The sequence below is a fragment of the Aeromicrobium sp. CTD01-1L150 genome (assembly GCF_041951745.1).
GTDB lineage: Bacteria > Actinomycetota > Actinomycetes > Propionibacteriales > Nocardioidaceae > Aeromicrobium.
Window position 1 is genome coordinate 80,269 of the sequence record NZ_CP169555.1, and the last position, 20,818, is coordinate 101,086.

20 protein-coding genes are annotated in these 20,818 nt (G+C 70.7%); 15 read left to right on the forward strand and 5 right to left on the reverse strand.

Annotation, left to right across the window (positions count from 1 at the left end; all coding sequences use genetic code 11):
* The first annotated feature begins 330 nt into the window (after window positions 1-330).
* Entirely contained in the window at window positions 331-2,175 is a 1,845-nt protein-coding gene (locus ACEVFP_RS00380) for a DUF3556 domain-containing protein (protein ID WP_375001362.1), read from the forward strand.
* A gap of 4 nt (window positions 2,176-2,179) precedes the next feature.
* Window positions 2,180-3,604, forward strand: a complete 1,425-nt coding sequence (locus ACEVFP_RS00385) for a phytoene desaturase family protein (RefSeq protein ID WP_375001363.1) — start codon at window positions 2,180-2,182, stop codon at window positions 3,602-3,604.
* A gap of 2 nt (window positions 3,605-3,606) precedes the next feature.
* On the opposite strand, the gene ACEVFP_RS00390 is transcribed toward ACEVFP_RS00385, so the two are convergent.
* Window positions 3,607-5,322 (reverse strand): FAD-dependent oxidoreductase, encoded by a 1,716-nt coding sequence (locus tag ACEVFP_RS00390; RefSeq protein ID WP_375001364.1) that lies wholly within the window; start codon window positions 5,320-5,322, stop codon window positions 3,607-3,609.
* Window positions 5,323-5,388: 66 nt separating this feature from the next.
* Between ACEVFP_RS00390 and ACEVFP_RS00395 the strand changes: the two genes are divergently transcribed.
* Window positions 5,389-5,955 carry a helix-turn-helix domain-containing protein gene (locus ACEVFP_RS00395; RefSeq protein ID WP_375001365.1) on the forward strand — a complete coding sequence of 189 codons (567 nt, stop codon included), beginning with the start codon at window positions 5,389-5,391 and terminating at the stop codon, window positions 5,953-5,955.
* 13 nt (window positions 5,956-5,968) lie between these two features.
* Here the strand turns inward: ACEVFP_RS00395 and ACEVFP_RS00400 are convergent, their stop codons facing one another.
* On the reverse strand, window positions 5,969-6,649 hold the full coding sequence (locus ACEVFP_RS00400; RefSeq protein WP_375001366.1) for an EcsC family protein: 681 nt from the start codon (window positions 6,647-6,649) through the stop codon (window positions 5,969-5,971).
* 67 nt (window positions 6,650-6,716) lie between these two features.
* Here ACEVFP_RS00400 and ACEVFP_RS00405 point away from each other — a divergent pair, with 67 nt between their 5' ends.
* The 3 genes from ACEVFP_RS00405 to ACEVFP_RS00415 all read left to right on the forward strand — a co-directional run bounded on the left by ACEVFP_RS00405 (window position 6,717) and on the right by ACEVFP_RS00415 (window position 8,778).
* On the forward strand, window positions 6,717-7,676 hold the full coding sequence (locus ACEVFP_RS00405) for an aminoglycoside phosphotransferase family protein (protein ID WP_375001367.1): 960 nt from the start codon (window positions 6,717-6,719) through the stop codon (window positions 7,674-7,676).
* A gap of 76 nt (window positions 7,677-7,752) precedes the next feature.
* Window positions 7,753-8,406 (forward strand): leucyl/phenylalanyl-tRNA--protein transferase, encoded by a 654-nt coding sequence (gene aat / locus ACEVFP_RS00410; RefSeq protein ID WP_375001368.1) that lies wholly within the window; start codon window positions 7,753-7,755, stop codon window positions 8,404-8,406.
* 99 nt (window positions 8,407-8,505) lie between these two features.
* Window positions 8,506-8,778, forward strand: a complete 273-nt coding sequence (locus tag ACEVFP_RS00415; RefSeq protein ID WP_375003874.1) for an HU family DNA-binding protein — start codon at window positions 8,506-8,508, stop codon at window positions 8,776-8,778.
* Between the two features lie 370 nt (window positions 8,779-9,148).
* Here the strand turns inward: ACEVFP_RS00415 and ACEVFP_RS00420 are convergent, their stop codons facing one another.
* Entirely contained in the window at window positions 9,149-9,457 is a 309-nt protein-coding gene (locus ACEVFP_RS00420; RefSeq protein ID WP_375001369.1) for a rhodanese-like domain-containing protein, read from the reverse strand.
* A 92-nt stretch (window positions 9,458-9,549) separates the two neighbouring features.
* On the opposite strand from ACEVFP_RS00420, the gene ACEVFP_RS00425 reads away from it, so the two are divergent.
* The 6 genes from ACEVFP_RS00425 (at window position 9,550) to ACEVFP_RS00450 (ending at window position 14,178) form a co-directional block, all read left to right on the forward strand.
* The gene (locus ACEVFP_RS00425; protein ID WP_375001370.1) at window positions 9,550-9,987 is read left to right on the forward strand and encodes an ATP-binding protein; all 438 of its coding nucleotides are present in this window, start codon (window positions 9,550-9,552) and stop codon (window positions 9,985-9,987) included.
* A 43-nt stretch (window positions 9,988-10,030) separates the two neighbouring features.
* Window positions 10,031-10,888 (forward strand): DUF5926 family protein, encoded by an 858-nt coding sequence (locus ACEVFP_RS00430; RefSeq protein WP_375001371.1) that lies wholly within the window; start codon window positions 10,031-10,033, stop codon window positions 10,886-10,888.
* Window positions 10,889-10,989: 101 nt separating this feature from the next.
* Window positions 10,990-11,568 (forward strand): carboxymuconolactone decarboxylase family protein, encoded by a 579-nt coding sequence (locus ACEVFP_RS00435; RefSeq protein ID WP_375001372.1) that lies wholly within the window; start codon window positions 10,990-10,992, stop codon window positions 11,566-11,568.
* A gap of 65 nt (window positions 11,569-11,633) precedes the next feature.
* Window positions 11,634-12,089: a hypothetical protein gene (locus ACEVFP_RS00440; protein WP_375001373.1), complete on the forward strand. Its 456-nt coding sequence runs from the start codon at window positions 11,634-11,636 to the stop codon at window positions 12,087-12,089.
* Between the two features lie 80 nt (window positions 12,090-12,169).
* A complete protein-coding gene (locus tag ACEVFP_RS00445; protein ID WP_375001374.1) occupies window positions 12,170-13,666 on the forward strand; it encodes a purine-cytosine permease family protein in 1,497 nt (498 codons plus the stop codon).
* Window positions 13,663-14,178, forward strand: a complete 516-nt coding sequence (locus tag ACEVFP_RS00450) for a cysteine hydrolase family protein (RefSeq protein WP_375001375.1) — start codon at window positions 13,663-13,665, stop codon at window positions 14,176-14,178. The genes ACEVFP_RS00445 and ACEVFP_RS00450 overlap by 4 nt, the downstream gene beginning before the upstream one ends.
* A gap of 71 nt (window positions 14,179-14,249) precedes the next feature.
* On the opposite strand, the gene sigJ is transcribed toward ACEVFP_RS00450, so the two are convergent.
* Both sigJ and ACEVFP_RS00460 read right to left on the reverse strand, forming a co-directional pair.
* On the reverse strand, window positions 14,250-15,161 hold the full coding sequence (gene sigJ, locus ACEVFP_RS00455) for an RNA polymerase sigma factor SigJ (protein WP_375001376.1): 912 nt from the start codon (window positions 15,159-15,161) through the stop codon (window positions 14,250-14,252).
* Window positions 15,162-15,187: 26 nt separating this feature from the next.
* A complete protein-coding gene (locus ACEVFP_RS00460; RefSeq protein ID WP_375001377.1) occupies window positions 15,188-16,504 on the reverse strand; it encodes an arginine deiminase family protein in 1,317 nt (438 codons plus the stop codon).
* Window positions 16,505-16,596: 92 nt separating this feature from the next.
* Here ACEVFP_RS00460 and ACEVFP_RS00465 point away from each other — a divergent pair, with 92 nt between their 5' ends.
* The 3 genes from ACEVFP_RS00465 to ACEVFP_RS00475 all read left to right on the forward strand — a co-directional run bounded on the left by ACEVFP_RS00465 (window position 16,597) and on the right by ACEVFP_RS00475 (window position 20,778).
* A complete protein-coding gene (locus ACEVFP_RS00465) occupies window positions 16,597-17,388 on the forward strand; it encodes a carbon-nitrogen hydrolase family protein (RefSeq protein ID WP_375001378.1) in 792 nt (263 codons plus the stop codon).
* Window positions 17,389-17,482: 94 nt separating this feature from the next.
* Window positions 17,483-18,193, forward strand: a complete 711-nt coding sequence (locus ACEVFP_RS00470) for an HAD family hydrolase (protein ID WP_375001379.1) — start codon at window positions 17,483-17,485, stop codon at window positions 18,191-18,193.
* Between the two features lie 14 nt (window positions 18,194-18,207).
* Window positions 18,208-20,778, forward strand: coding sequence for a glycoside hydrolase family 65 protein (locus ACEVFP_RS00475; RefSeq protein ID WP_375001380.1), 2,571 nt, complete (start codon window positions 18,208-18,210; stop codon window positions 20,776-20,778).
* Window positions 20,779-20,818: the final 40 nt, after the last annotated feature.

The window sequence follows — 20,818 nt, forward strand, 5'->3', positions numbered from 1 at the left end:
GTCCCCAGCACAAGTGATCCACGTCGGATCCACCTAAGGTCGGCAGGACCGACTGCCGCGACGAAGGAGCCGATGGTGAGCGATCCGGCACACCTGCTGGGTGCGTGGCCCCGCGAGCGGAGTGCCCGAGCGGCCGCGGCCGACGGGCCTTGACGTGGAGGAGCCTCTGGAGCCGTGCCGGAGCCGTCTGACCCGGGTCACGGTCCCGTGCAGCTGCTCCTGCTCAAGAGCCTTCCGAAGAATCCCGTCGGCACGATCGACAAGCCGCCCCCTGCGCACCCTGAGCACGACCCCGGCTTGACCACCAGCGCGACCACGAGGAGCCCGACCATGCCACTGATGACCCCGGTGTCGCCCACCGACGACCCAGCCGCCTTCCTGCGCCGTCCCTTCGGAGAGCGGATGCGGGCCCTGACCGGCTTCTGGGCTGAGAACGGGTTCGGGTCACCGCGTCTGTTCCACATCATCTACGTGCTCAAGGTCCTCGTGCTGTACTGCTTCGGCGGTCTGCTCGTCGTCTCCCTCACCTCCGACGTCGGTTCCGTCTGGTCCTTCGGGCAGTGGTGGGCCGAGCCGGTGGTCTACCAGAAGCTCGTGCTCTGGACCTTGTTGCTGGAGGTCGTCGGCATCGCCGGGACGTGGGGGCCGCTCGCCGGGCACTTCAGGCCGATGACGGGCGGCCTGCTGTACTGGCTGCGCCCCGGCACCCTGCGGATGCCGCCCTGGGGTGAGAAGGTCCCCGGCACCGGCGGAGACACGCGCACCGTCCTCGACGTCGTGCTCTACGCGGCGCTGCTCGTCTCGCTGGCCACGGCGATCGTGCTGCCGGGCGTCGCCAGCTCCTCCCTCGAGGCCGTGCTGCCCGATGCCGTGGGCGGTCTCGTCCGGGCCGAGGCGCTCGCGCCCGTCATCGCATTGCTGGTCGTGGTCGGACTGCGGGACAAGGTGATCTTCCTGGCAGCCCGCGGAGAGCAGTACCTGCCGGCGGTCGTGTTCTTCGCGACGTTGGGGTTCGTCGACATGATCGTCGCCGCCAAGCTCCTCATCGTCAGCGTGTGGATCGGGGCTGGCGTCTCCAAGCTGGGCCGGCACTTCGTCAACGTCGTCCCGCCGATGTTCTCCAACGGTCCGTTGATTCCGGGCACCGTGGCGCGACGCACGCTGTACCGCGACGCACCCGAGGACCTGCGCCCTTCCAAGGTCTCCTGGTTCTTCGCCCACGTGGGCGGGACCACGGTGGAGATCGGCATCCCGCTCGTCCTGCTGTTCACCACCGACATCAGGATCGCCGTGGCGGGCGCCGCGTTCATGGCGTTCTTCCACTTCTTCATCCTGCAGGCCTTCCCGCTCGCCGTGCCGCTGGAGTGGAACGTGCTGTTCGGGTACCTCGCCGTCGTGCTGTTCGTCGGCTTCCCGAACGCTGACGGCTACGCGGTGTGGGACTTCTCCCAGGCCTGGATGCTGCCGGTCGTCGCGGGGGCGCTGCTGGCCTTCCCGATCCTCGGCAACCTACGGCCGGACCTGGTCTCCTTCCTGCCGTCCATGCGTCAGTACGCCGGCAACTGGGCCTCGGCCACGTGGGCCTTCGCGCCCGGTTGCGAAGAGCGGCTCAACGACCTGCCGAAGGCCGCGAAGAACCAGGTGGACCAGCTCCAGGAGCTCGGGTTCGACCCGGACGCCGCCGAGCTGACGATGCAGCTCACCCTCGCCTGGCGCTCGATGCACAGCCAGGGCCGCGGCCTCTACTCACTCATGCTGAGTCGCCTCGAAGACATCGACCGGTACACCCTGCGCGAGGCGGAGTTCTCGTGCAACACCATCCTCGGTTGGAACTTCGGTGACGGGCACCTGCACGACGAGCGCCTCGTGGAGGCGATCCAGCGTCGGGTCCGGTTCGAGCCAGGGGAGTGGATCGTCGCGTTCGTGGAGTCGCAGGCCATCCATGAGTCGGTGCAGCGCTACCGCATCATCGACGCCGCGCTCGGCGTCGTCGAACGGGGTACCTGGGTGGTGGCCGATGCCGTCGAGGAGCAGCCGTGGCTGCCCAACGGCCCGATCCCGCTGACCGTCGAGTGGCGCCTGCCCGGATGGGTGCCGCCCGCGGAGGTCGAGCGCGCCGGCGCCGTCGAGGAGACCGGCTCCTTGGGCGGGAGCATCACCCCGGTGCAAGGATGAGGTCATGACGTCAGCCGCGGTGGTGGGCAGCGGTCCCAACGGGCTGGCCGCCGCGGTCCGGCTGGCGCAGGCCGGGCTCGACGTCACGGTGCTGGAGGCCGCCGCGCAGCCGGGCGGCGGCACCCGGACCTCGGAGCTGACCCTGCCCGGCCTGCTGCACGACGAGTGCTCGGCGTTCCACCCCACCGGCGTCGTCTCGCCGTTCCTGGCGTCGCTGGACCTGCAGCGCCACGGGCTGCGGTGGGTGTGGCCGGAGGTCGACCTCGCGCACCCGCTCGACGACGGACGGGCCGGCGTGCTCTCGCGCGACATGGCCCGCACGGCCGCCTCGCTCGGCGCCGACGCCCGCTCCTGGGAGCGACTCTTCGGGCCCCTCGTGGCGACGTTCGACGATCTCGCCGACGACATCCTGCAACCGATCCTGCACGTCCCCGAACATCCGGTGGCGCTCACCCGGTTCGGACTGCGCGCGCTGCTGCCGGCCACGCAGGTGGTGCGACGGTGGGACGACGAGCCGGCCAAGGCGCTGTTCATGGGGGTGGCGGCTCACGCCTTCGGACGACTCGACCTGCCACTCAGCGCGTCGGTGGGACTCATGCTCACCGCCGCCGGTCACCGTGCGGGCTGGCCCGTCGCGGAGGGAGGCTCGCGCGCCATCGCCGACGCGCTGGTCTCGGTGCTGCGCGAGGCCGGTGGCACGGTGCGCACCGGCGTCGAGGTGACCAGCCTGGACCAGCTGTCCGACGTCATGGGCGGACCTCCTGACGTCGTCATGCTCGACACGTCACCGCGCGCCGCGCTGCGGATCGTCGGCGACGCACTCCCGCCACGCATCGCCCGGGCCCTGCGCGCCTACCGGTACGGCCCGGCCGCCTTCAAGGTGGACCTGGCCATCGACGGGGACGTGCCGTGGCGCCACGAGGAGGTGCGGCGAGCGGGCACGGTGCACGTCGGCGGATCGGCTGCCGAGATCGCCGACGTCGAGGCGCGCACCGGGCGCGGCGAGATGCCCGAGCGTCCGTTCCTGCTCGTGGGGCAGCAGTACCTCGCCGACCCGACCCGCTCCCGCGACGGCATGAACCCGCTGTGGGCGTACGCGCACGTGCCGGCCGGTCATCAGGGTGATGCCACCGACGCGGTGCTTGCGCAGATCGAGCGGTTCGCCCCGGGCTTTCGTGAGCGCGTCGTGCGCGTCGTGTCCAAGGGGACGGTGCAGATGGAGGCGTACAACGCCAACTACATCGGGGGCGACATCGGGACCGGCGCCAACACCTGGCGCCAGATCCCGATGCGTCCCCGGCTCGCGCTCGACCCGTACTCGCTCGGCGTTCCCGGCGTGCACCTGTGCTCGGCGGCCACCCCGCCGGGCGCCGGCGTCCACGGCATGGCCGGCTTCCACGCCGCCGGGTCGGCGCTGCGACGGCTCTGAGCTCAGCTGGGTCGAGTTGCCTTCAGCACCGTGTCGCGCACGTGGACGTGGGCACCGACACCCGTGCCAGTTCTGTCGGCCGTGCCGGCCCACAGCTCCCAGCCCGAGGGAACGGCGTCCTGCAGGTCCTCGGCGAGGAACATGTCGTCGCGTGGGCGCGTCGCGCTCGGCACGTCGTCGGGATGATGGCCCACGACGAGCAGGGTTCCGCCCGGTGCGACCGCAGCGGCGAGGCGACGCACGACGTCGAGCATGGGTTCGTGCGGCAGGTGCAGGTAGTGCGCGGTGACCAGGTCCCACTGTTCGCCGTCGGGCTCCCACGTGCGGGCGTCACCCAGGCGCCACGTCACGTCGACGCCGGCGGAGCGGGCGTGCTCGGCGGCCCGCTCCAGCCCGGCGGCAGAGAAGTCCATCCCGGTGGTCTCCCAGCCCTCGCGAGCCAGCCAGATTGCGTCGCCACCCTCGCCGCAACCGACGTCGAGCGCCGTTCTCCTTGCCGCCCACGGCCCGGCATCTCCGCCAGGGGCCTGATCCGGTCGGGGGTCGGGGTGGTTGGCCGGTGGTTGTTGGTCGCGGGTCGGGCGCCTCTCACGGGGCAGGTCGGCCGTGTGCGCTGGCAGCTGCGGGTTCACGTTGCCGCTCCAGACCGACTCGTGGTCGGGGGAGTAGCGCTCGTCCCAGGCGGCGGGTTCACGCATCGCGGCCCGCAGTGACTCCACCGCCGTGGCCGTGTCCTCCTCGACGAGAGCAGCGTTGATGAACGCACCCACCTGCGTCCCGGATGCCGACGACGCCACGACCGTCGCCATCGGCGCCGAGGCGTTGCCGACGACGTGCACGCCGGGGACGTTCGTCGCGCCGGTCATGGGATCGGCCTCGAGCGTCGTCGCGACCACGGTGCCGCCCATCTCCATCGGCTTGGACATGACGCCCAGGGCATCGGCCAGCTCGGTCCGTGCGTGGGGAACGGAGGCCACGACCAGTGCGTCGAGCCCCACCACCTCTCCCGACGAGGTGCCCACGCCCACCAGGACGTCGTCCTCGACCAGCACCTCGGTGACGGTGTCGTCGACGACACGTACGTCGCGAGCGGCCAGCTGCTCACGCTCGCCGTGGCCGAGGGAGTCGCCGTCCGCGGCGAGCAGCACCACGCGGTCGCTGAGCTGGCGGAACAGCCCCACCTGGTGCATCGCGGCGGGCGAGGTCTGCAGGATCCCGATGCGCCGGTCGCGGACCTCCCAGCCGTGGCAGTACGGGCAGTGCAGGACGTCACGGCCCCAACGCTCGGCCAGGCCGGGAACGTCCGGCAGCTCGTCGACGACTCCGGTCGCGAGCACGACCCGCCGTGCCGTCAGACGGGTGCCGTCGGCATCCTCGCCCTCGAGAGTCGCGGTGAACGAAGGTGTCGGGCCGGATTGGGTCTCGATGGCCACGACGCGTCCGCGCAGCACACGCGCGCCGTACTGCTCGACCTCACGACGTCCGTCGGCGACGAGCTCCAGCGGTGGCGCGGACTCACGGCCCAGGTAGTTGTGCATGTGCGCGGCAGGGGCGTTGCGCTGCTCACCGGCGTCGACGAGCACGACGCTGCGGCGTGACCGGGCGAGCACGAGGGCCGTCGCGAGGCCGGCGGCGCCTCCCCCGACGACGAGCACGTCGACGGAGGCGTCGGGGGAGGGAGCGGGGCTGGTGGTGGAGGGAGAGTGATCGGCGTTCATGTCTCCTAGAGTCCCCGTGGCCGAACCGGAGCGCAAGTATTCTTGCTGATATGGCAAACTAGGGCCATGAGCGACGACCTGGACGGTGTCCTGCGTGGCGTGGGACCCCGACTGCGACAGCTGCGGCTGGAGCGTGACGCCACCCTCGGTGACCTCGCGGTGGAGACCGGGATCTCGGTGAGCACTCTCTCGCGCCTGGAGTCCGGGCAGCGCAAGCCGACGCTGGAGCTGCTGCTCCCGCTGGCCGCCGCCCACCGGGTCGCGCTCGATGAGCTGGTGGACGCGCCCGAGACCGGGGACCCGCGCGTGCGTGCCAAGCCGGTCGAGCGCCACGGGAGCACGTACATCCCGCTCACCCGACGCCCCGGTGGGCTGCAGTCGTACAAGATCGTCATGCCGCCGCGACCGGACGACGTCCCCGCGCCGAAGACCCACGACGGCTATGAGTGGATGTACGTCCTGTCGGGGACGCTGAGACTCATCGTCGGCACCCGCGACCTCACGCTCGGCCCCGGGGAGGTCGCGGAGTTCGACACCCGGACCCCGCACTGGCTGGGCAACCCGGGACCACACCCTCTGGAGGTGCTGGCGATCTTCGGCCCGCAGGGCGAGCGCATGCACGTGCGCACCTGAATCACCGAGCGGGTCAGGCCGAGGGGGCGATGTTGCGGTCCCTGAGCTCGCGGCCGGCGTACTGGCCGATCTGCCACGTGGCCCAGCCGTCGGTGCCTCCGCCGACGACACCCCCGATCAGTGGCACACGTCGTCCCACGAGCGTCACGGCACGCTTGCCCGCCGTCCGGGCGACCAGCTCGCTGGTGACCTCGCGCGAGATGAGATGGTCCAGCTCCGGATCGTGCACGGGCGACGTCGCGAGCGCCATGGGCGACGACGGCAGCGAGCGGCGCTTGAGCAGGTCCTTGACGGCGTCCTCGCCGAGCATGCAGGCGAGGATCGCATTGCGCACCCGCGCGTCGTGCAGGTCCCATCCGCGGAGATGGGCGATGCCGGCCACCAGGTGGCACTGCACCAGCGTCACACCCACGACGTTGGCCGGGATCGCGGCCGCGGCGCTGGCGATGCCGCCCAGGTTCGTCACGAACCCCTGCGCGCCGGCCAGGGCTGTGTGCCGCTTGACCAGGGTGCCGATGGCCGCTTCGACGTCGCCGCCGGCGTCCACCCGGCGCCGGTTGGCCGAGGCGGCGGCCGACGGGAGCGGCCCGATGCCGTCGATGGCCTGGTCGAGAACGCGCCGGACGAACCCGGACGCCACCCTCGGCGCCGCAGCGCTGCCCGCCTTCGCGGCTGCCTTGCTCCCGATTCCCATGCCGACATCCTAGGATCACGCGCAGAATCCGGCCGGCGGACGCTGATGAGCACACTAGGGTCGGTGCATGCGGCCCGCGTTCTCGGAGACGGTGACGTCGCAGGAGTGGCTCGACGAAGCCCGCTCGTGGGTGCACGCCCGGGGCGAGGACGCCGGGCTGCGGCTCGTCGGACCGATCGAACAGCGTCGGGTCAGACCGTGGTCCACCCTGCTCGTCGCGCCCACGGACCAGGGCCTGGTGTGGTTCAAGGCCAACAGTCCGTCGATGTCCTTCGAGGCGGGGCTGCACCAGCTGCTGGCGGCGCGCCGACCACACGACGTGCCGGCTCCGCTGGCCGTCGACACGGACCGCGGCTGGATCCTCACGACGGACCGCGGGGTCACCCTCGGCGACGACCACGCCCCCACGACGCAGGACTGGGTCGACGTCGTCCGCACGGTCGCCTCCCTGCAGCGTGGCGTGGCCGAGGAGGAGGCGTCGTTCCTGGCCACCGGGCTGCCGGACTGCTCCCCGCCCACCGTCCCCGGCCGGCTCGACCGCATGGTCGACCGGCTCTCCGAGCTCCCCAGCACCCACCCGGCGCACCTCGCGGCATCGGACCGCGACGCCCTGCACGCACGCAGGGAGGACGTGGTCGATGCCGCGGGCCGGCTGGCGTCGTCCCCGCTCCCCACGACCCTGCAGCACGGCGACGTCCATCCGTGGAACGCCTTCACCGATGGCCGGCTCCTCGACTTCGGCGACGCCCAGTGGGCCCACGCCGTGGAGGTCCTCAACGTCCCCTACGGCTGGGTGACGAGCGAGAGCGACCTGCCGTGGGAGGAGATCCTGTACGCCTACGGCGAGCAGTGGGCCGACGTCGTGGGGGCGCGCGAGCTGCGGGCACTGTTCGGCGCCACCGCCTACACCCACGCCGTCAATCGCGCCGCGACGTGGTGGGGCTGCCTCGTGCACGCCACGGACGAGGAGTGGATCCAGTGGGGCGATGCGCCGCGCCACCACCTGCTGCGGATCCTCGAGGCATGAGCGAGCGCCAGCGAGCGAACCATCCGGGTCTCCTCCGGTCCCGCTCCTGCGGTGGTACTTCTGAGGACGTGACCGGATGAGCCCGACGCCACTGGGTCCGTCGCGCTGGCACCTCGACCCCACGCAATGGCCCGAGGAGGACTGTGTGGCCGCCGGTGCGGACCTGGAGCCCGAGACCATCGTCGCGGCCTACCGTCAGGGCGCGTTCCCGATGCCGCACGCCGGGATGCTGCTGTGGTGGTCCCCGCTGCGGCGCGGTGTCCTGACCCGTCAGAGCCTGCACGTCAGCCGGTCACTGCGGCGCTCCATGCGTCGGTTCACCGTGACGGTGGACGAGGCGTTCGACGACGTCGTGGCCGCGTGCGCGGACCCACGACGCCCCGGAGCGTGGATCGATGACTCGATCCGCGAGGCCTACGGACGCCTGCACCGGCTGGGCTGGGCGCACTCGGTGGAGACCCGCGACGGCGATGGACGGCTCGTGGGCGGCCTGTACGGCCTGGCGATCGGCGGGCTCTTCGCGGGGGAGTCGATGTTCCACCGGGTCACCGATGCGTCCAAGGCCTCACTCGTCAACCTGCTCGACCTGCTGGAGCCCGACGCGCTCGTCGACGTCCAGTGGCGGACCCCCCATCTGGCCTCGCTCGGGGTGCACGAGTGGGAACGGGCACGCTACCTGCGCGTGATCGCGGACGTGACAGCGGCCCCCCTACCGACGATCTGGCGGTGAATCAGCCACGCCCGGGCCCCGGGGTGCCGTGGAATCGCAGGGAATCATCCCTAGACTGGCGGCGGAAAGCATCCACCGAATCAAGGAGTCCCCGTGGCAATCTCCCGCAGCGACCTCGTCTCGGCCCTCGCCGAGAAGGCCGGCACCAGCAAGACCGACGCTGACTCGGTGCTCTCGGCGCTCGCCGACACCCTGCTCGACGCCGTCGGCAAGGGCGAGAAGGTCTCGATCCCCGGCATCCTGTCGGTCGAGCGTGTCGAGCGTGCAGCCCGTACGGGCCGCAACCCCGCCACTGGCGAGACCATCGAGATCCCGGCCGGCTATGGCGTGAAGGTCAGCGCCGGATCGAAGCTCAAGGCTGCTGCCAAGTAAGGCACAGTCCCCGCAAGACCAGTACGTCGAACGGCCCCGGACCGCCAGGTCCGGGGCCGTCGGCGTGTCTGCTCCGTTTCCCGCCCACGGCCCGGGACCCCCGCGGTGTCTTTTCCCGCCCACGGCCCGGGACCCCCGCCGGGGGCCTGGCCGTGGTGGTGGTTGAGTCGGTTTGCCGGTGGTGGCAAGCGTGTGGTTGCGCCCGCCCACGGCCCGGGACCCCCGCCGGGGGCCTGGCCGTGGTGGTTGAGGCGGTTCGCCGGTGGTGGCAAGCGTGTGGTTGCGCCCGCCCACGGCCCGGGACCCCCGCCGGGGGCCTGGCCGTGGTGGTTGAGGCGGTTCGCCGGTGGTGTCGAGCGGGTGGTTGGCCTCAGGTGACGACGGGTCGCCCCGCCGCCTCCCAGGCGTCCATGCCGCCGGCGAGGTTGACCACGTCGTGCCCCTGCTGCGACAGCCACGCGGTGGCCCGGGCCGAACGTCCACCCAGGTGGCACAGGACCACGGTGCGGGCCTGCGGGTCCAGCTCGCCCACCCGCTCGGGCACGTCCCCCAACGGCACGTGGACCGCCCCGTCGACGTGCCCGGCCGCCCACTCGTGGGGTTCGCGGACGTCCAGGACCACCAGGTCCTCCGGCAGTGGATCGGGCAGGTCTGCAACGGTGATCTCCGGCACGCTCATGAGCCGATTCTGACAGTCCCACCATGGATGAATGACCGAGGTCGGACCCCCAGGGGTGGAACATGACCACCCCGTATGGCTAATTTGGACCAGTGCCTGACTATGCAGAGTCGTCCGGGGGGGCCGCGTCCACGACGCGCGACCGTGTGCGTCTGCCCTTTCACGCCTCGACGCCGAGCATCGCGCGTACCAAGCTGGCCGCGTTCCTCACCATCCACCGAGCCGACGCCTCGGTCATCGACGACGCCCTCATCGTCGTCAGCGAGATGATCGCCAACGCGGTCTCCCACGGCGAACCGGACACCGAGGACACCATCGAGATCTGCTGGAGCCTGGACCGGTCGCGTGGGTTGCTGGAGCTCAGCGTCCACGACGCGGGCGAGAGTGCCGCGCTGGAGCCGATCGACTTCGACGAGGACTCGTTGTCCGGCCGCGGCCTGTCCATCATCAGCCGAGTCGCCGACCGTTGGTGGGTCGACGTGAGCCACGGCACCACCGTCAACGCCGAGCTCGCCCTCGCCGCGCACTGACCGCTGTCACCACGGGGTCCCTTCGCCCGTAGAGTGACTGCCCGTGGGTAAGAAGTCGCGACGCAAGGGCTCGGTCACCAAGGATCGGGCCACCAAGCGCATGCCGTTCGTGGCGCGCACCTTCGGGGGACTTCCCGGTGAGGGAGACTGGATCGCGCTGCGCGAGTTCGTGCCCTCCGGCACGGCCGACGTCTCCCTGACGGACGGCACCGTGGTGCGGGTGTGCTCGCGACTGCCCGGCAACGGCGCCGCGATCCGACGGCCCGACGGCCAGACCTGGCTCGGTCTGCAGGTGCAGCACAACTTCGGCGACATCAGCCGCGACCTCGCCCACCTGGTGGAGACCGCGAACGACGTCGAGCCCGGCAACCCGGTACCGGTGACCGACCCCGGGGTGGGGCCGCGGCTGCAGGACCTGGTGGACCCGTCCTCGACGTTCGACGTCGAGGTGCACGAGGGGTTCGACTTCTGGGTGGAGGGAACTGAGGCCGAGGGGTCGGAGGCGATCGCCGCCGCCAACGAGTCCGTCCCACCCACCGAGCGTCTGTCGTCGGTGGATGCGGCCTACTGGACGCGGATGGGCGATCGTCGCTACCTGCGGTGGGTCGTCACCGAGGACGAGAGCGCGGTCCTCAACGCCTTCGCCCGGTTGCACGAGGTCGATGCCGACCGCGTCGGCGACGGAACCCGCCTGATCGGGATGTTCCGCGCCCACGGACTGCTCGTGCCGGTCTGGGAGATGGATCCCGACGTGGTCTCGGACGGGGCCGACCTGCTGCAGGAGCCCGTCTCGGCCCTGCGCAGGCGTCTGGACGACGCACTCGCGGACACCTCCGACCTCACCAGTGAGCAGCGCAGCGTGCGCAACGGGCTGGCCAGCCGCCAGGTCACCATCCGCTGATCGCCGCCATCGCGCTCTGCGATGGTCGACAGGACCTGGACCTGTCACGTCTCAACCTCTCGTGTCGTCAAGGGAGTGAGACCGACAGGAAGGCCGAACCCATGCCACGCATCACCGCACTCACCCCCCGTGACGCCGGGTGGTTCACCCGGATCGCCTACCGCCTCGCACGCCGCCAGTTCGGCGAGGTGCCCGAGCCGTTCGCGGTCACCGCACGGCACCCGCGCCTGTTCCGCACGGCGTTGTGGCACGAGCTGGGACTGCAACGCGCCACCCGGGTGATGCCCCCGGGACTCATCGAGCTCGCCGTCTACCGCACCGCGTGGACGGTCGGCTGCTCGTGGTGTGTCGACTTCGGCGCCATGCTGCAAAGGCTCGACGGCCTGGACGTGGAGAGGCTTCGCCACATCGCGGACTTCGAGACGTCGGATGCCTACTCCGACGCCGAGCGAGAGGTCATCCGCTACGCCGACGCCATCGGTTCGACGCCGATGAGCGTCACCGACGAGCAGGTCGCCGCCCTCGTCGATCGGTACGGGAAGCCCGGTGTCCTCGAGCTGACCTACCAGGTGGCGCACGAGAACCAGCGGGCTCGGTTCAACCACGCGCTCGACATCACCGATCAGGGCTTCGGCAGCGGCGATGCCTGCCGCATCCCATGGGAGACCAGCCGGTCCTGAGAGCACCGCGACACGCGGCCGGGTTAGTCTGACGCCGTTTCCGTTCCCACACCCGAGGATGACCCATGCGTGCAGCACGTCACGACTCCATCGACTTCTCGCAGCCCGCGGACACCGTGTTCCAGGCCGCGCTCGGCGTCCAGCAGAACACCAAGAACGTCGTCGTCCTGGCCGTCCACAACGAGGGGCGAAAGCTCGTCGTGCGGGAGAAGTCGATGATGTCGAACCGCAAGTTCCACCAGGTCTGGGTGGAGGAGAAGGACGCTGGGTCGACGCTGAACGTCGTGGTCGGCACCGACCCCCGAACGCCCAAGGCGATGATGGACGGCAAGGCCAACGACAAGTCGCTCAAGAAGTACCTCCAGGCAGTGCAGGGCGCCGTGGACGGCAGTGCGCCCGCCCCCGTGACGCCGGTGGCCAACCACTACCTGCAGAAGAAGACCGAGGTCCCGTGGACCGACCCCGATGCCGATCCCGAGATCGAGCTCGACGGCAACATCGTGGCGATGTACGGGCTCTAGGGTCCTCGCCCGTCCCTGGCAGGAGCCGAGCCTCGGGGCCGGTCCATGTCCCCGACGTCGCGTGGTCGTACGCTGAGCCCATGAGCGGTGGGCCCATGAGCGGCGAGCAGTGGGGCGCTGAGGCGGTCCGCCGCGCCGGCATCGAGACGACCGGCATCGAGATCATCGAGGAGTCGCAGCGGACCGCCCGGCCGGCGGACCTGTTCTGGCCGTGGTTCGCGGCCAACGTGTCCGTCTTCGGGATCTCCTACGGCAGCTACGTGCTCGGCTTCGGGCTCTCGCTGTGGCAGGCGACGCTCGTCGCGGTGGTGGGCGTCGTGCTCTCCTTCATGGCCTGCGGACTGGTGGCCATCGGCGGCAAGCGCGGATCGGCCCCCACGATGATCCTGAGCCGCGCCTCGTTCGGGGTCGTCGGGCAGAAGGTGCCGGGTGTCTTCTCCTGGCTGATCTCCATGGGTTGGGAGACGTTCCTCGCCATCATGGCGACGCTGGCCACGGCCACGGTCCTGCGCGAGCTGGGCTGGGGAGGTGGCACGGCCACCAAGGTCGTCGCCTGTGCGGTGATCGCCACGCTCATCGTGGTCGCGTCCGTGGCCGGCTACCACCTGATCATGCGGATGCAGTCGGTGCTGACCTGGCTGACAGGCGCCGCCACCATCGGGTACATCCTGCTCACCGTCGACCAGATCGACCTGGCCACCGTCACCGCGATGCCCCACGGCTCGGGGCAGGCGGTGATCGGGGCGTTCGTCATGGTCATGACCGGGTTCGGATTCGGATGGATCAACATCGCGGCGGACTGGTCGCGTTATCAGTCCCGGACGGCCTCCGGGAGCCGGATCGTCGCGTGGAACACCCTCGGTGGGGCGCTCGCTCCCGCGGTGCTCGTGGTGTACGGGATCCTGCTCGCCGGGTCGTCCACCGAGCTGCAGGACGGCATCGTCGTGGACCCGATCGGCACGCTCGCATCGGTGCTGCCGACCTGGTTCCTGGTGCCGTTCCTGGTGGCGGCCGTGATGGCGCTGGTGAGCGGGGCGGTGCTCGGGATCTACTCCTCCGGCCTGACGCTGCTGAGTCTTGGCGTGCGGATCCCGCGTCCTGCGGCGGCCGGGCTCGACGGTCTCATCCTCACCGCCGGCACGATCTACGTCGTCTTCTTCGCCACGACGTTCCTGGGCCCGTTCCAGAGCTTCCTGATCACGCTCGGAGTTCCCATCGCCGCGTGGGCGGGAATCATGATCGCCGACCTGGCGCTGCGGCAGCGTGACTACGACGACGACGCCCTGTTCGACGCCTCCGGCCGCTATGGTGCCGTCGACTGGATCTCGGTGGGCACGATGCTGGGCGCCTCCGTCGTCGGCTGGGGGCTGGTGGTGAACGCGTTTGCCGAGGACGCGTCGTGGAACAACTGGCAGGGCTACCTGCTGGAGCCGCTCGGGCTCGGGACGCGGGTTCCCGGCGGGTTCTGGGACGGCGACTGGCCCTACGCCAACCTCGGTGTGCTCGCGGCCTTCGCGCTCGGGTTCGGCGTGACATTCCTGGCGCGGCGCTCGGTCGTGAGGAGGCAGGAGCGGTGAGCGAGTGGCTCGTGGTCGTCGACGCGCAGCGGGTCTTCGCCGATCCCGGCTCGCCGTGGCAAGCAGCGCACTTTGCCGACATCGTCGCACCGGTGCGGGAGCTGGCCGAGCAGCATCCTGACCGGGTCCTCCTGACGCGGTGGTTGCCACCGGAGCTCAAGACCGGATCGTGGGTGGAGTACTTCGAGTCCTGGCCGTTCGCCGACACTCCACCGCTCGATCCGCAGTTCCACATCGTCCCTGAGCTCACTGGCCTGACCGACCGCCCGACGCTCGATGCCACGACATTTGGCAAGTGGTCGGTGCTGGAGCCCGTGACCGGTCCGACGCCTGACCTCCTCCTGGCAGGGGTCGCCACCGACTGTTGTGTGCTCTCGACCGCGCTGGCTGCCGTCGACGCCGGGGCGCGGGTCCGCGTCGCGTCGCGCGCTTGCGCCGGGTCCACCGAGGAGAACCACGATCGCGCGCTCGCGGTGATGGACCTCTACGCCCCGCAGATCACGATCGTCTGAGGCCAGCGGCTCGCGGAGGGCGCCACAGCGATATATGGAGAGCGTGTCACGACGGGATGACGCCGGAGCCGTCAGGCGTCCTCGAGGCGGACTCCGGTGAGCTTGGCCGGATTGGCGAGGTCGTAGGTGGCCACGACCAGGCCGTCGCGCACCGTGAACCCTGCGACGCGCGACGGCGAGGACGACCGGGCGTCTGGACCCTCCAGTCCAGGCAGCCAGAGCCCGAGCTGGCCGTTGACGCGAACCGGCACGTAGACATCCATCGCCTCCTCGCCGAAGCGCACCAGGAGCCCGAGGTAGAACCGGGCCACCTTCTCGGGTCCGGTGATGGCGTTGAGGGCCGTTCCGGTGGTGCCTCCGGCATCGCCGATCGCCACCGCGTCGGGATGCAGCGTGGCGACGACGGTCTCGAGATCGCCGGACAGCAGCGCCTCGACGAAGCGGCCGACCGCGTCCTCGTGCTCGGCGTCGGGCACCGGCTCGGGTGCAGCGGCTGCCGCGCGCCGGCCTCGTGAGGCGTGCTGGCGGGCGGCCTCCGCCGAGATGCCGAGCACCTCGCCGATCTCGTCGAACGGCAGGTCGAAGACGTCGTGCAGGACGAAGGCCACTCGCTGCTGCGGTGTGAGGCGGTCGAGCACCACGAGGGCCCCGAACCGGGCATCATCGTGACGGACGACGACGTCGAGCGGATCGGTGCCAGCGGTCTCGTACGGCCGCACGACCGGTTCGGGGAGCCACTGCCCGACGTACGTCTCGCGGCGACGTGCCGCCGAGCCCAGACGGTCCAGGCACAGTCGCGCGACGACGCGGGTCAGCCAGGCGGGCAGGTCGTGGATCTGCTCGGTGGTGCGGTCCAGACGCAGCCACGCCTCCTGGACGGCGTCCTCGGCATCGGCGACGCTGCCCGTGGTCCGGTAGGCCAGAGCGAGCAGCCGGGGCCGCTCCGCCTCGAAACGCCCTGCCAGCTCGTCGATCTTGCTCATGCTTGCTCCTCAGCCGTGGTCGGTCCTCAGTCGCGCACGATGGGACAGGACATGCAGCGCGGCCCGCCCCGTCCGGAGCCGAGCTCGGAGCCACTGATCGCCACGACCTCGATACCGTGCTCGGCGAGGCGGGCGTTCGTCTGCTCGTTGCGCTCGTACGCGACGGCGAGCCGTGGCCCGATCGCCAGGGTGTTGTTGCCGTCGTCCCACTGCTCACGCTCGGCAGTGACCGGGTCGAGCCCGGTGTCGATGCGGTGCAGTGCGTCGATGCCCATCGCCTCGGCGGCGGCCTCGAAGAACGGTCGCTCCGGCCCCACGACCAGCTCGATACCGTCCCGCTGCTCGTCGCCCGCTGTGCTTCCTGGCCGCCCGTGGCCCGGCGCCCCCGCGGTGTCCTCTTGCCGCCCGTGGCCCGGCGCCCCCGCCGTGACGGCGAACGCCCTCAGATGGTCGGCCATGTTGGGGTAGATCACCACGGTGTCGACGTCGACCATCGTGACGATGGTGTCCAGGTGCATCGTCGCGCGTTCCTGGGCGATCGGCACCGCGAGCACCGTATGGGCGAGGGGCCCCGCACCCCCGCCGGTGAGCACCTGGGTCGCGAACCGCTCGAACCCGGCGGGCGTCGTGCGCTCCCCGACGCCGACCGCGATGACCCCGGCCGCCAGGAGCAGCACGTCACCGCCCTCAAGGTGCTCCAGGTGCGGGCCGTGGATCCTCTCGACGCCGGCGAAGCGCGGGTGGTGCTCGTAGATGATGCCGGTCAGCTGCGTCTCACGGACCCGCGCCGGCATTGCGAGGCTGGTGACCGCCACCCGGCCTGTGCTGGTCGAAGCCGCCCGCTGCCCGGCACCCCCGCCGGGCAGCCACACCGAGGAGTCGCGCGTGAACAGCAGGTTCGGCAGTGGCCCGACGAGGAAGTCCTCGGGCTGCAGCAGGCTGGTCACGATGCTGCGGTGCGCCAGCTCGTCGTTGCGCAGACCCGCAGTGACCACGGCGGCGAGGTCCTGCGGATGTAGGTCCGACATCACCGAACCGAGGTGCTGACGCAGTCCGTCCCCGAGGTGCAGCGTCGCCGTGGTGCTCTCGATGATCTGCCGACGCGCGGCCGTGTCCTGCAGCGTCTCGACCAGCAGGTCGAGCAGGTACAGCACCTCGACGTCGTGGTCGCGCAGCGCCTGGGCGAACGCATCGTGCTCATCCTGCGCCCGACCCACCCACGGGACGCCGTCGAAGAGCAGCGAGTCGTTGTTGCGCGGGGTCAGCCGTGCCAGCTCGGCCCCCGGCCGGTGGAGCATCACCGTCCGCAGTCGACCGACTTCGCTCGCTGCCCCGACCGTCATCCGATCACACTAGCGGGACAGTCCCCGACGAGACCTCGCGCCGTCTCTCGGGTATACATCAACCCAACCGCCCCCGAAAGGCAGGAGAGGACGTGCGCGCAGCACTGGCACAGATCAACAGTCACGAGGACCCCCAGGTCAACCTGGAGATCGTCCGTGACCACGTGGCTCGCGCGGCCTCGCAGGGCGCCGAGCTGGTCGTGTTCCCGGAGGCGACGATGAGTCGCTTCGGCGGAGTGCCGCTGACGACGGTGGCCGAGCCGCTGGACGGACCGTGGGCGCAGGCGGTCCGTGAGATCGCGGCCGAGCACGGCGTCACGGTGGTCGTCGGGATGTTCACGCCCGGGGACGAGGGCCGCGTCCGCAACACCCTGCTCGTCGCCGGCGGGGCGTCGGCGTCCTACGACAAGATCCACCTCTTCGACGCCTTCGGGTTCGCCGAGTCCGACAACGTCACGCCGGGTGGGGACATCGTGACGTTCGAGGTCGCGGGGACCACCGTGGGCCTCACCGTCTGCTACGACGTCCGGTTCCCCGCCCTGTTCTCGGCGCTCGCGGACGAGGGTGCCCGCGTCGTGGTCGTCCCGGCCTCGTGGGGTTCGGGCCCGGGCAAGCTCGAGCAGTGGGAGCTGCTGTCCAGGGCGCGCGCCCTCGACAGCACGTGCTTCGTGCTCGCCTGCGACCAGGCCGACCCCGCCGCCTCGGGTGAGGAGGTGGCCGGGAGCGCACCCCGAGGGGTCGGCGGCAGCATCGCGGTGGCACCGGACGGCGCCGTCGTCGACCGGCTCGGTGCCGAGCCCGGCCTGCTCGTCACCGACCTCGACCTCGGCGTCGTCGACGAGGTCCGCGCACGCATCCCGGTCCTGGCCAACCGACGCCTCTGACGCCGATCACTCGGTCCACATGTTTCGGGGGAAACCGGCACCACGGGGCCTGCCGGTTCACGTGAGCGACACGTGGCAGCCGTACGCTCGGAGGGTGGACTGGAACGACTACGACGCGGCGCTGTTCGACCTCGACGGTGTCATCACGCCGACGGCCGAGGTGCACATGCGTGCCTGGGCCCAGATGTTCAACGACTTCCTCGCCGAGCATGGCAGGCAGGACCCGTACACCGACGACGACTACTTCGAGCACGTCGACGGCAAGCCCCGCTACGAGGGTGTGCGCGACTTCCTGACCTCGCGAGACATCGAGCTCCCGCAGGGCGGTCCCGATGACGACCCGACCGCCGAGACCGTCGGCGGCCTCGGCAACCGCAAGAACGTCGTGTTCGAGGAGATCCTGCAGCGCGACGGCGTGCAGGCCTACCCCGGCTCGGTCCGCCTCGTGGACAAGCTCACGGCCGACGGCGTGCCGATGGCGATCGTCTCCAGCTCGCGCAACGCGCCCAAGGTCCTACAGGCGGCAGGGATGCTGCACCGCTTCGAGATCGTCGTCGACGGCAATGTCGCCGCCGAGCGTCAGCTCGCCGGTAAACCCGCACCCGACACCTTCGTGTACGCCGCGCAGCAGCTGGGCACCGAGCCGGCCCGCGCCGTCGTGCTCGAGGACGCCGTGAGCGGCGTCGCCGCCGGACAGGCCGGCCGGTTCGGCCTGGTCGTCGGCGTCGACCGGGGCGTCGGCGCGCAGCGACTGACCGACCATGGCGCCGACGTCGTCGTGACCGACCTGGAGGAGCTGCTGTGATGGTGCCCCTCGACATGCCCCCGGAAGGATACGACACCTCCGGTCTGGGTCCCTCGCACGAGGCGCCCCCCGTGCATGACTTCCTCGACCGCTCGCGCTTTCCGGTCGATGAGTGGCGGCTGGTGGAGCAGCGTCCTGAGCCCGGAGACCTCGGACTCACCGAGACGCTCTTCTCCGTGGGCAACGGCTATCTCGGCCTGCGCGGCAACGTGGAGGAGGGCCGCGACGCCCACACCCACGGCACCTTCGTCAACGGCCTCCACGAGACCTGGCCCATCCAGCACGCCGAGGAGGCGTTCGGGTTCGCCCGCGTCGGGCAGACGATCGTCAACGCCCCCGACGCCAAGATCATCCGCATCTACGTCGACGACGAACCGCTGCTGCTGGCCGTCGCCGACCTGCTGGAGTACGAGCGCAGCCTCGACCTGCGCGACGGGATGCTGCGCCGGCACCTGTTGTGGCGCACGCCCTCGGGCAAGCGGGTACGCATCGACTCCACGCGCATGGTGAGCCTGACGCAGAAGCACCTCGCGGTCATGACGTTCGAGATCACGTTGCTCGACGACGCCGCGCCCGTGGCCATCTCCTCGCAGATCCTCAACCGCCAGGACGGTGAGGACGAGTACCACGTGCCTAGCTCTGCCATGGGAGAGGGGGACATGGCAGAAGAGGCCACCGCAGACGGACGGAACGGAGCGAGCGAGGGAGGCGACCCACGCAAGGCCGAGCAGCTGACCCGCCGCGTCCTCGCCCCACAGGAACAGGTGGGCGACGACGAGACCGGCCGCGTGGGACTCGGCTACCGCTGCGTCGACAGCGGCATGACCGTCGCCGTCATGGCCGATCACGACCTGCGGACCGACAACGACCACAGCGGCCAGGTCATCACCGGTGAGGACCTCGCCAAGACGACGTACCGGATCGCGGCAGAGCCCGGCGTGCCGATCACGCTCACCAAGACGGTGGCGTACCACACCTCGCGCGGGGTCCCGTCGCGCGAGCTGCTGGACCGTTGCCGTCGCACCCTCGACCGTGCCGGCGAGCAGGGTGTCGATGAGCTGTGGGCGGAGCAACGCTCCTGGCTCGATGCGTTCTGGGAGCGCACCGACGTGCAGATCCCGGGCCAGCCGGAGGTGCAGCAGGCGGTCCGCTGGAACCTCTTCGCCCTGATCCAGGCCGCGGCCCGGGCCGAGGGCCAGGGCATCCCGGCCAAGGGGGTCTCGGGGTCCGGCTACGGCGGCCACTACTTCTGGGACACCGAGGTGTACGTCATGCCGTTCTTGACGTACACGACGCCGCGTGCGGCTCGCAACGCGCTGCGGTTCCGGTACTCACTGCTCGACGACGCCCGGCGACGCGCCCAACAGCTGGCCCAGAAGGGCGCCCTGTTCCCGTGGCGGACGATCAACGGTGAGGAGGCCTCGGCCTACTACGCGGCCGGCACCGCGCAGTACCACATCGACGCCGACGTCTCCTACGCGTTGAGCCAGTACGTCGGCGCCACGGGCGACACCGAGTTCGTGGACCGCGAGGGCATCGACATCTTCGTGGAGACGGCCCGCCTGTGGGCCGATCTCGGCTTCTGGCGCACCGAGGTGGGCGGCACCTTCCACATCCACAGCGTCACCGGACCTGATGAGTACACCACCGTCGTCAACGACAACCTGTTCACCAACGTCATGGCGCGCTTCAACCTGCGTCGCGCGGCGGAGGCGGTGCGCACGCTGCAGGATGAGAACCCCGAGGCGCACGCGGCCATGGTGCGCCGCCTGGACCTCACGCACGACGAGGTGGAGGAGTGGTCACGGGCCGCCCACGGCATGGCCATCCCCTTCGACGAGCACCTGGGCATCCACCCGCAGGACTCGCACTTCCTCGAGCGGGAGATGTGGGACCTCGACAACACGCCCCTGGACCACCGGCCGCTGCTCCTGCACTACCACCCGCTGGTCATCTACCGCTTCCAGGTGCTCAAGCAGGCCGACGTCGTGCTGGCCCTGTTCCTGCAGGGTGAGAACTTCACGCCGGAGCAGAAGCGCGCCAACTTCGAGTACTACGACCCGATCACGACGGGTGACTCCACGCTCTCCGCGGTCGTGCAGTCGATCATGGCGGCTGAGGTCGGGTACCACGACCTGGCGTACCGGTACTTCCTGTCGGCGCTGTTCGTCGACCTCGCCGACCGTCATGGCAACACCACCGACGGCGTCCACGTCGCCTCCACGGGGGGCGTGTGGAGTGCGCTGGCGTCCGGCTTCGGTGGGTTCCGTGACCTGGGCGGCGGGCAGTGGTGCCTCGACCCCCGCCTCCCCGACGCGTGGGAATCGCTCACGTTCCGTCTCACGCTGCGCGGCACCCGCGTGCGGGTGACGGTGCGTCAGCAGGAGTTGGAGCTCGTCGTCGAGGACGGTGAGTCCCGGTTGGCGTTCGACGTACGGGGCGCCGAGGCTGTGGTCGCTCTCGGCGAGCCGGTCACGATCCCGCTCGAGGGCCAGGGTCCGCGCCTGGAGGGTGAGCCGCCGGCGCCGTCAGGCACTCGCCGCGCCGACGGCACCGTCATCTCCTCCATCGTCCCCGGCGCCTGACCTATTGCCGGCACCTGCCGACGTCATCGGCAGGTGGGGC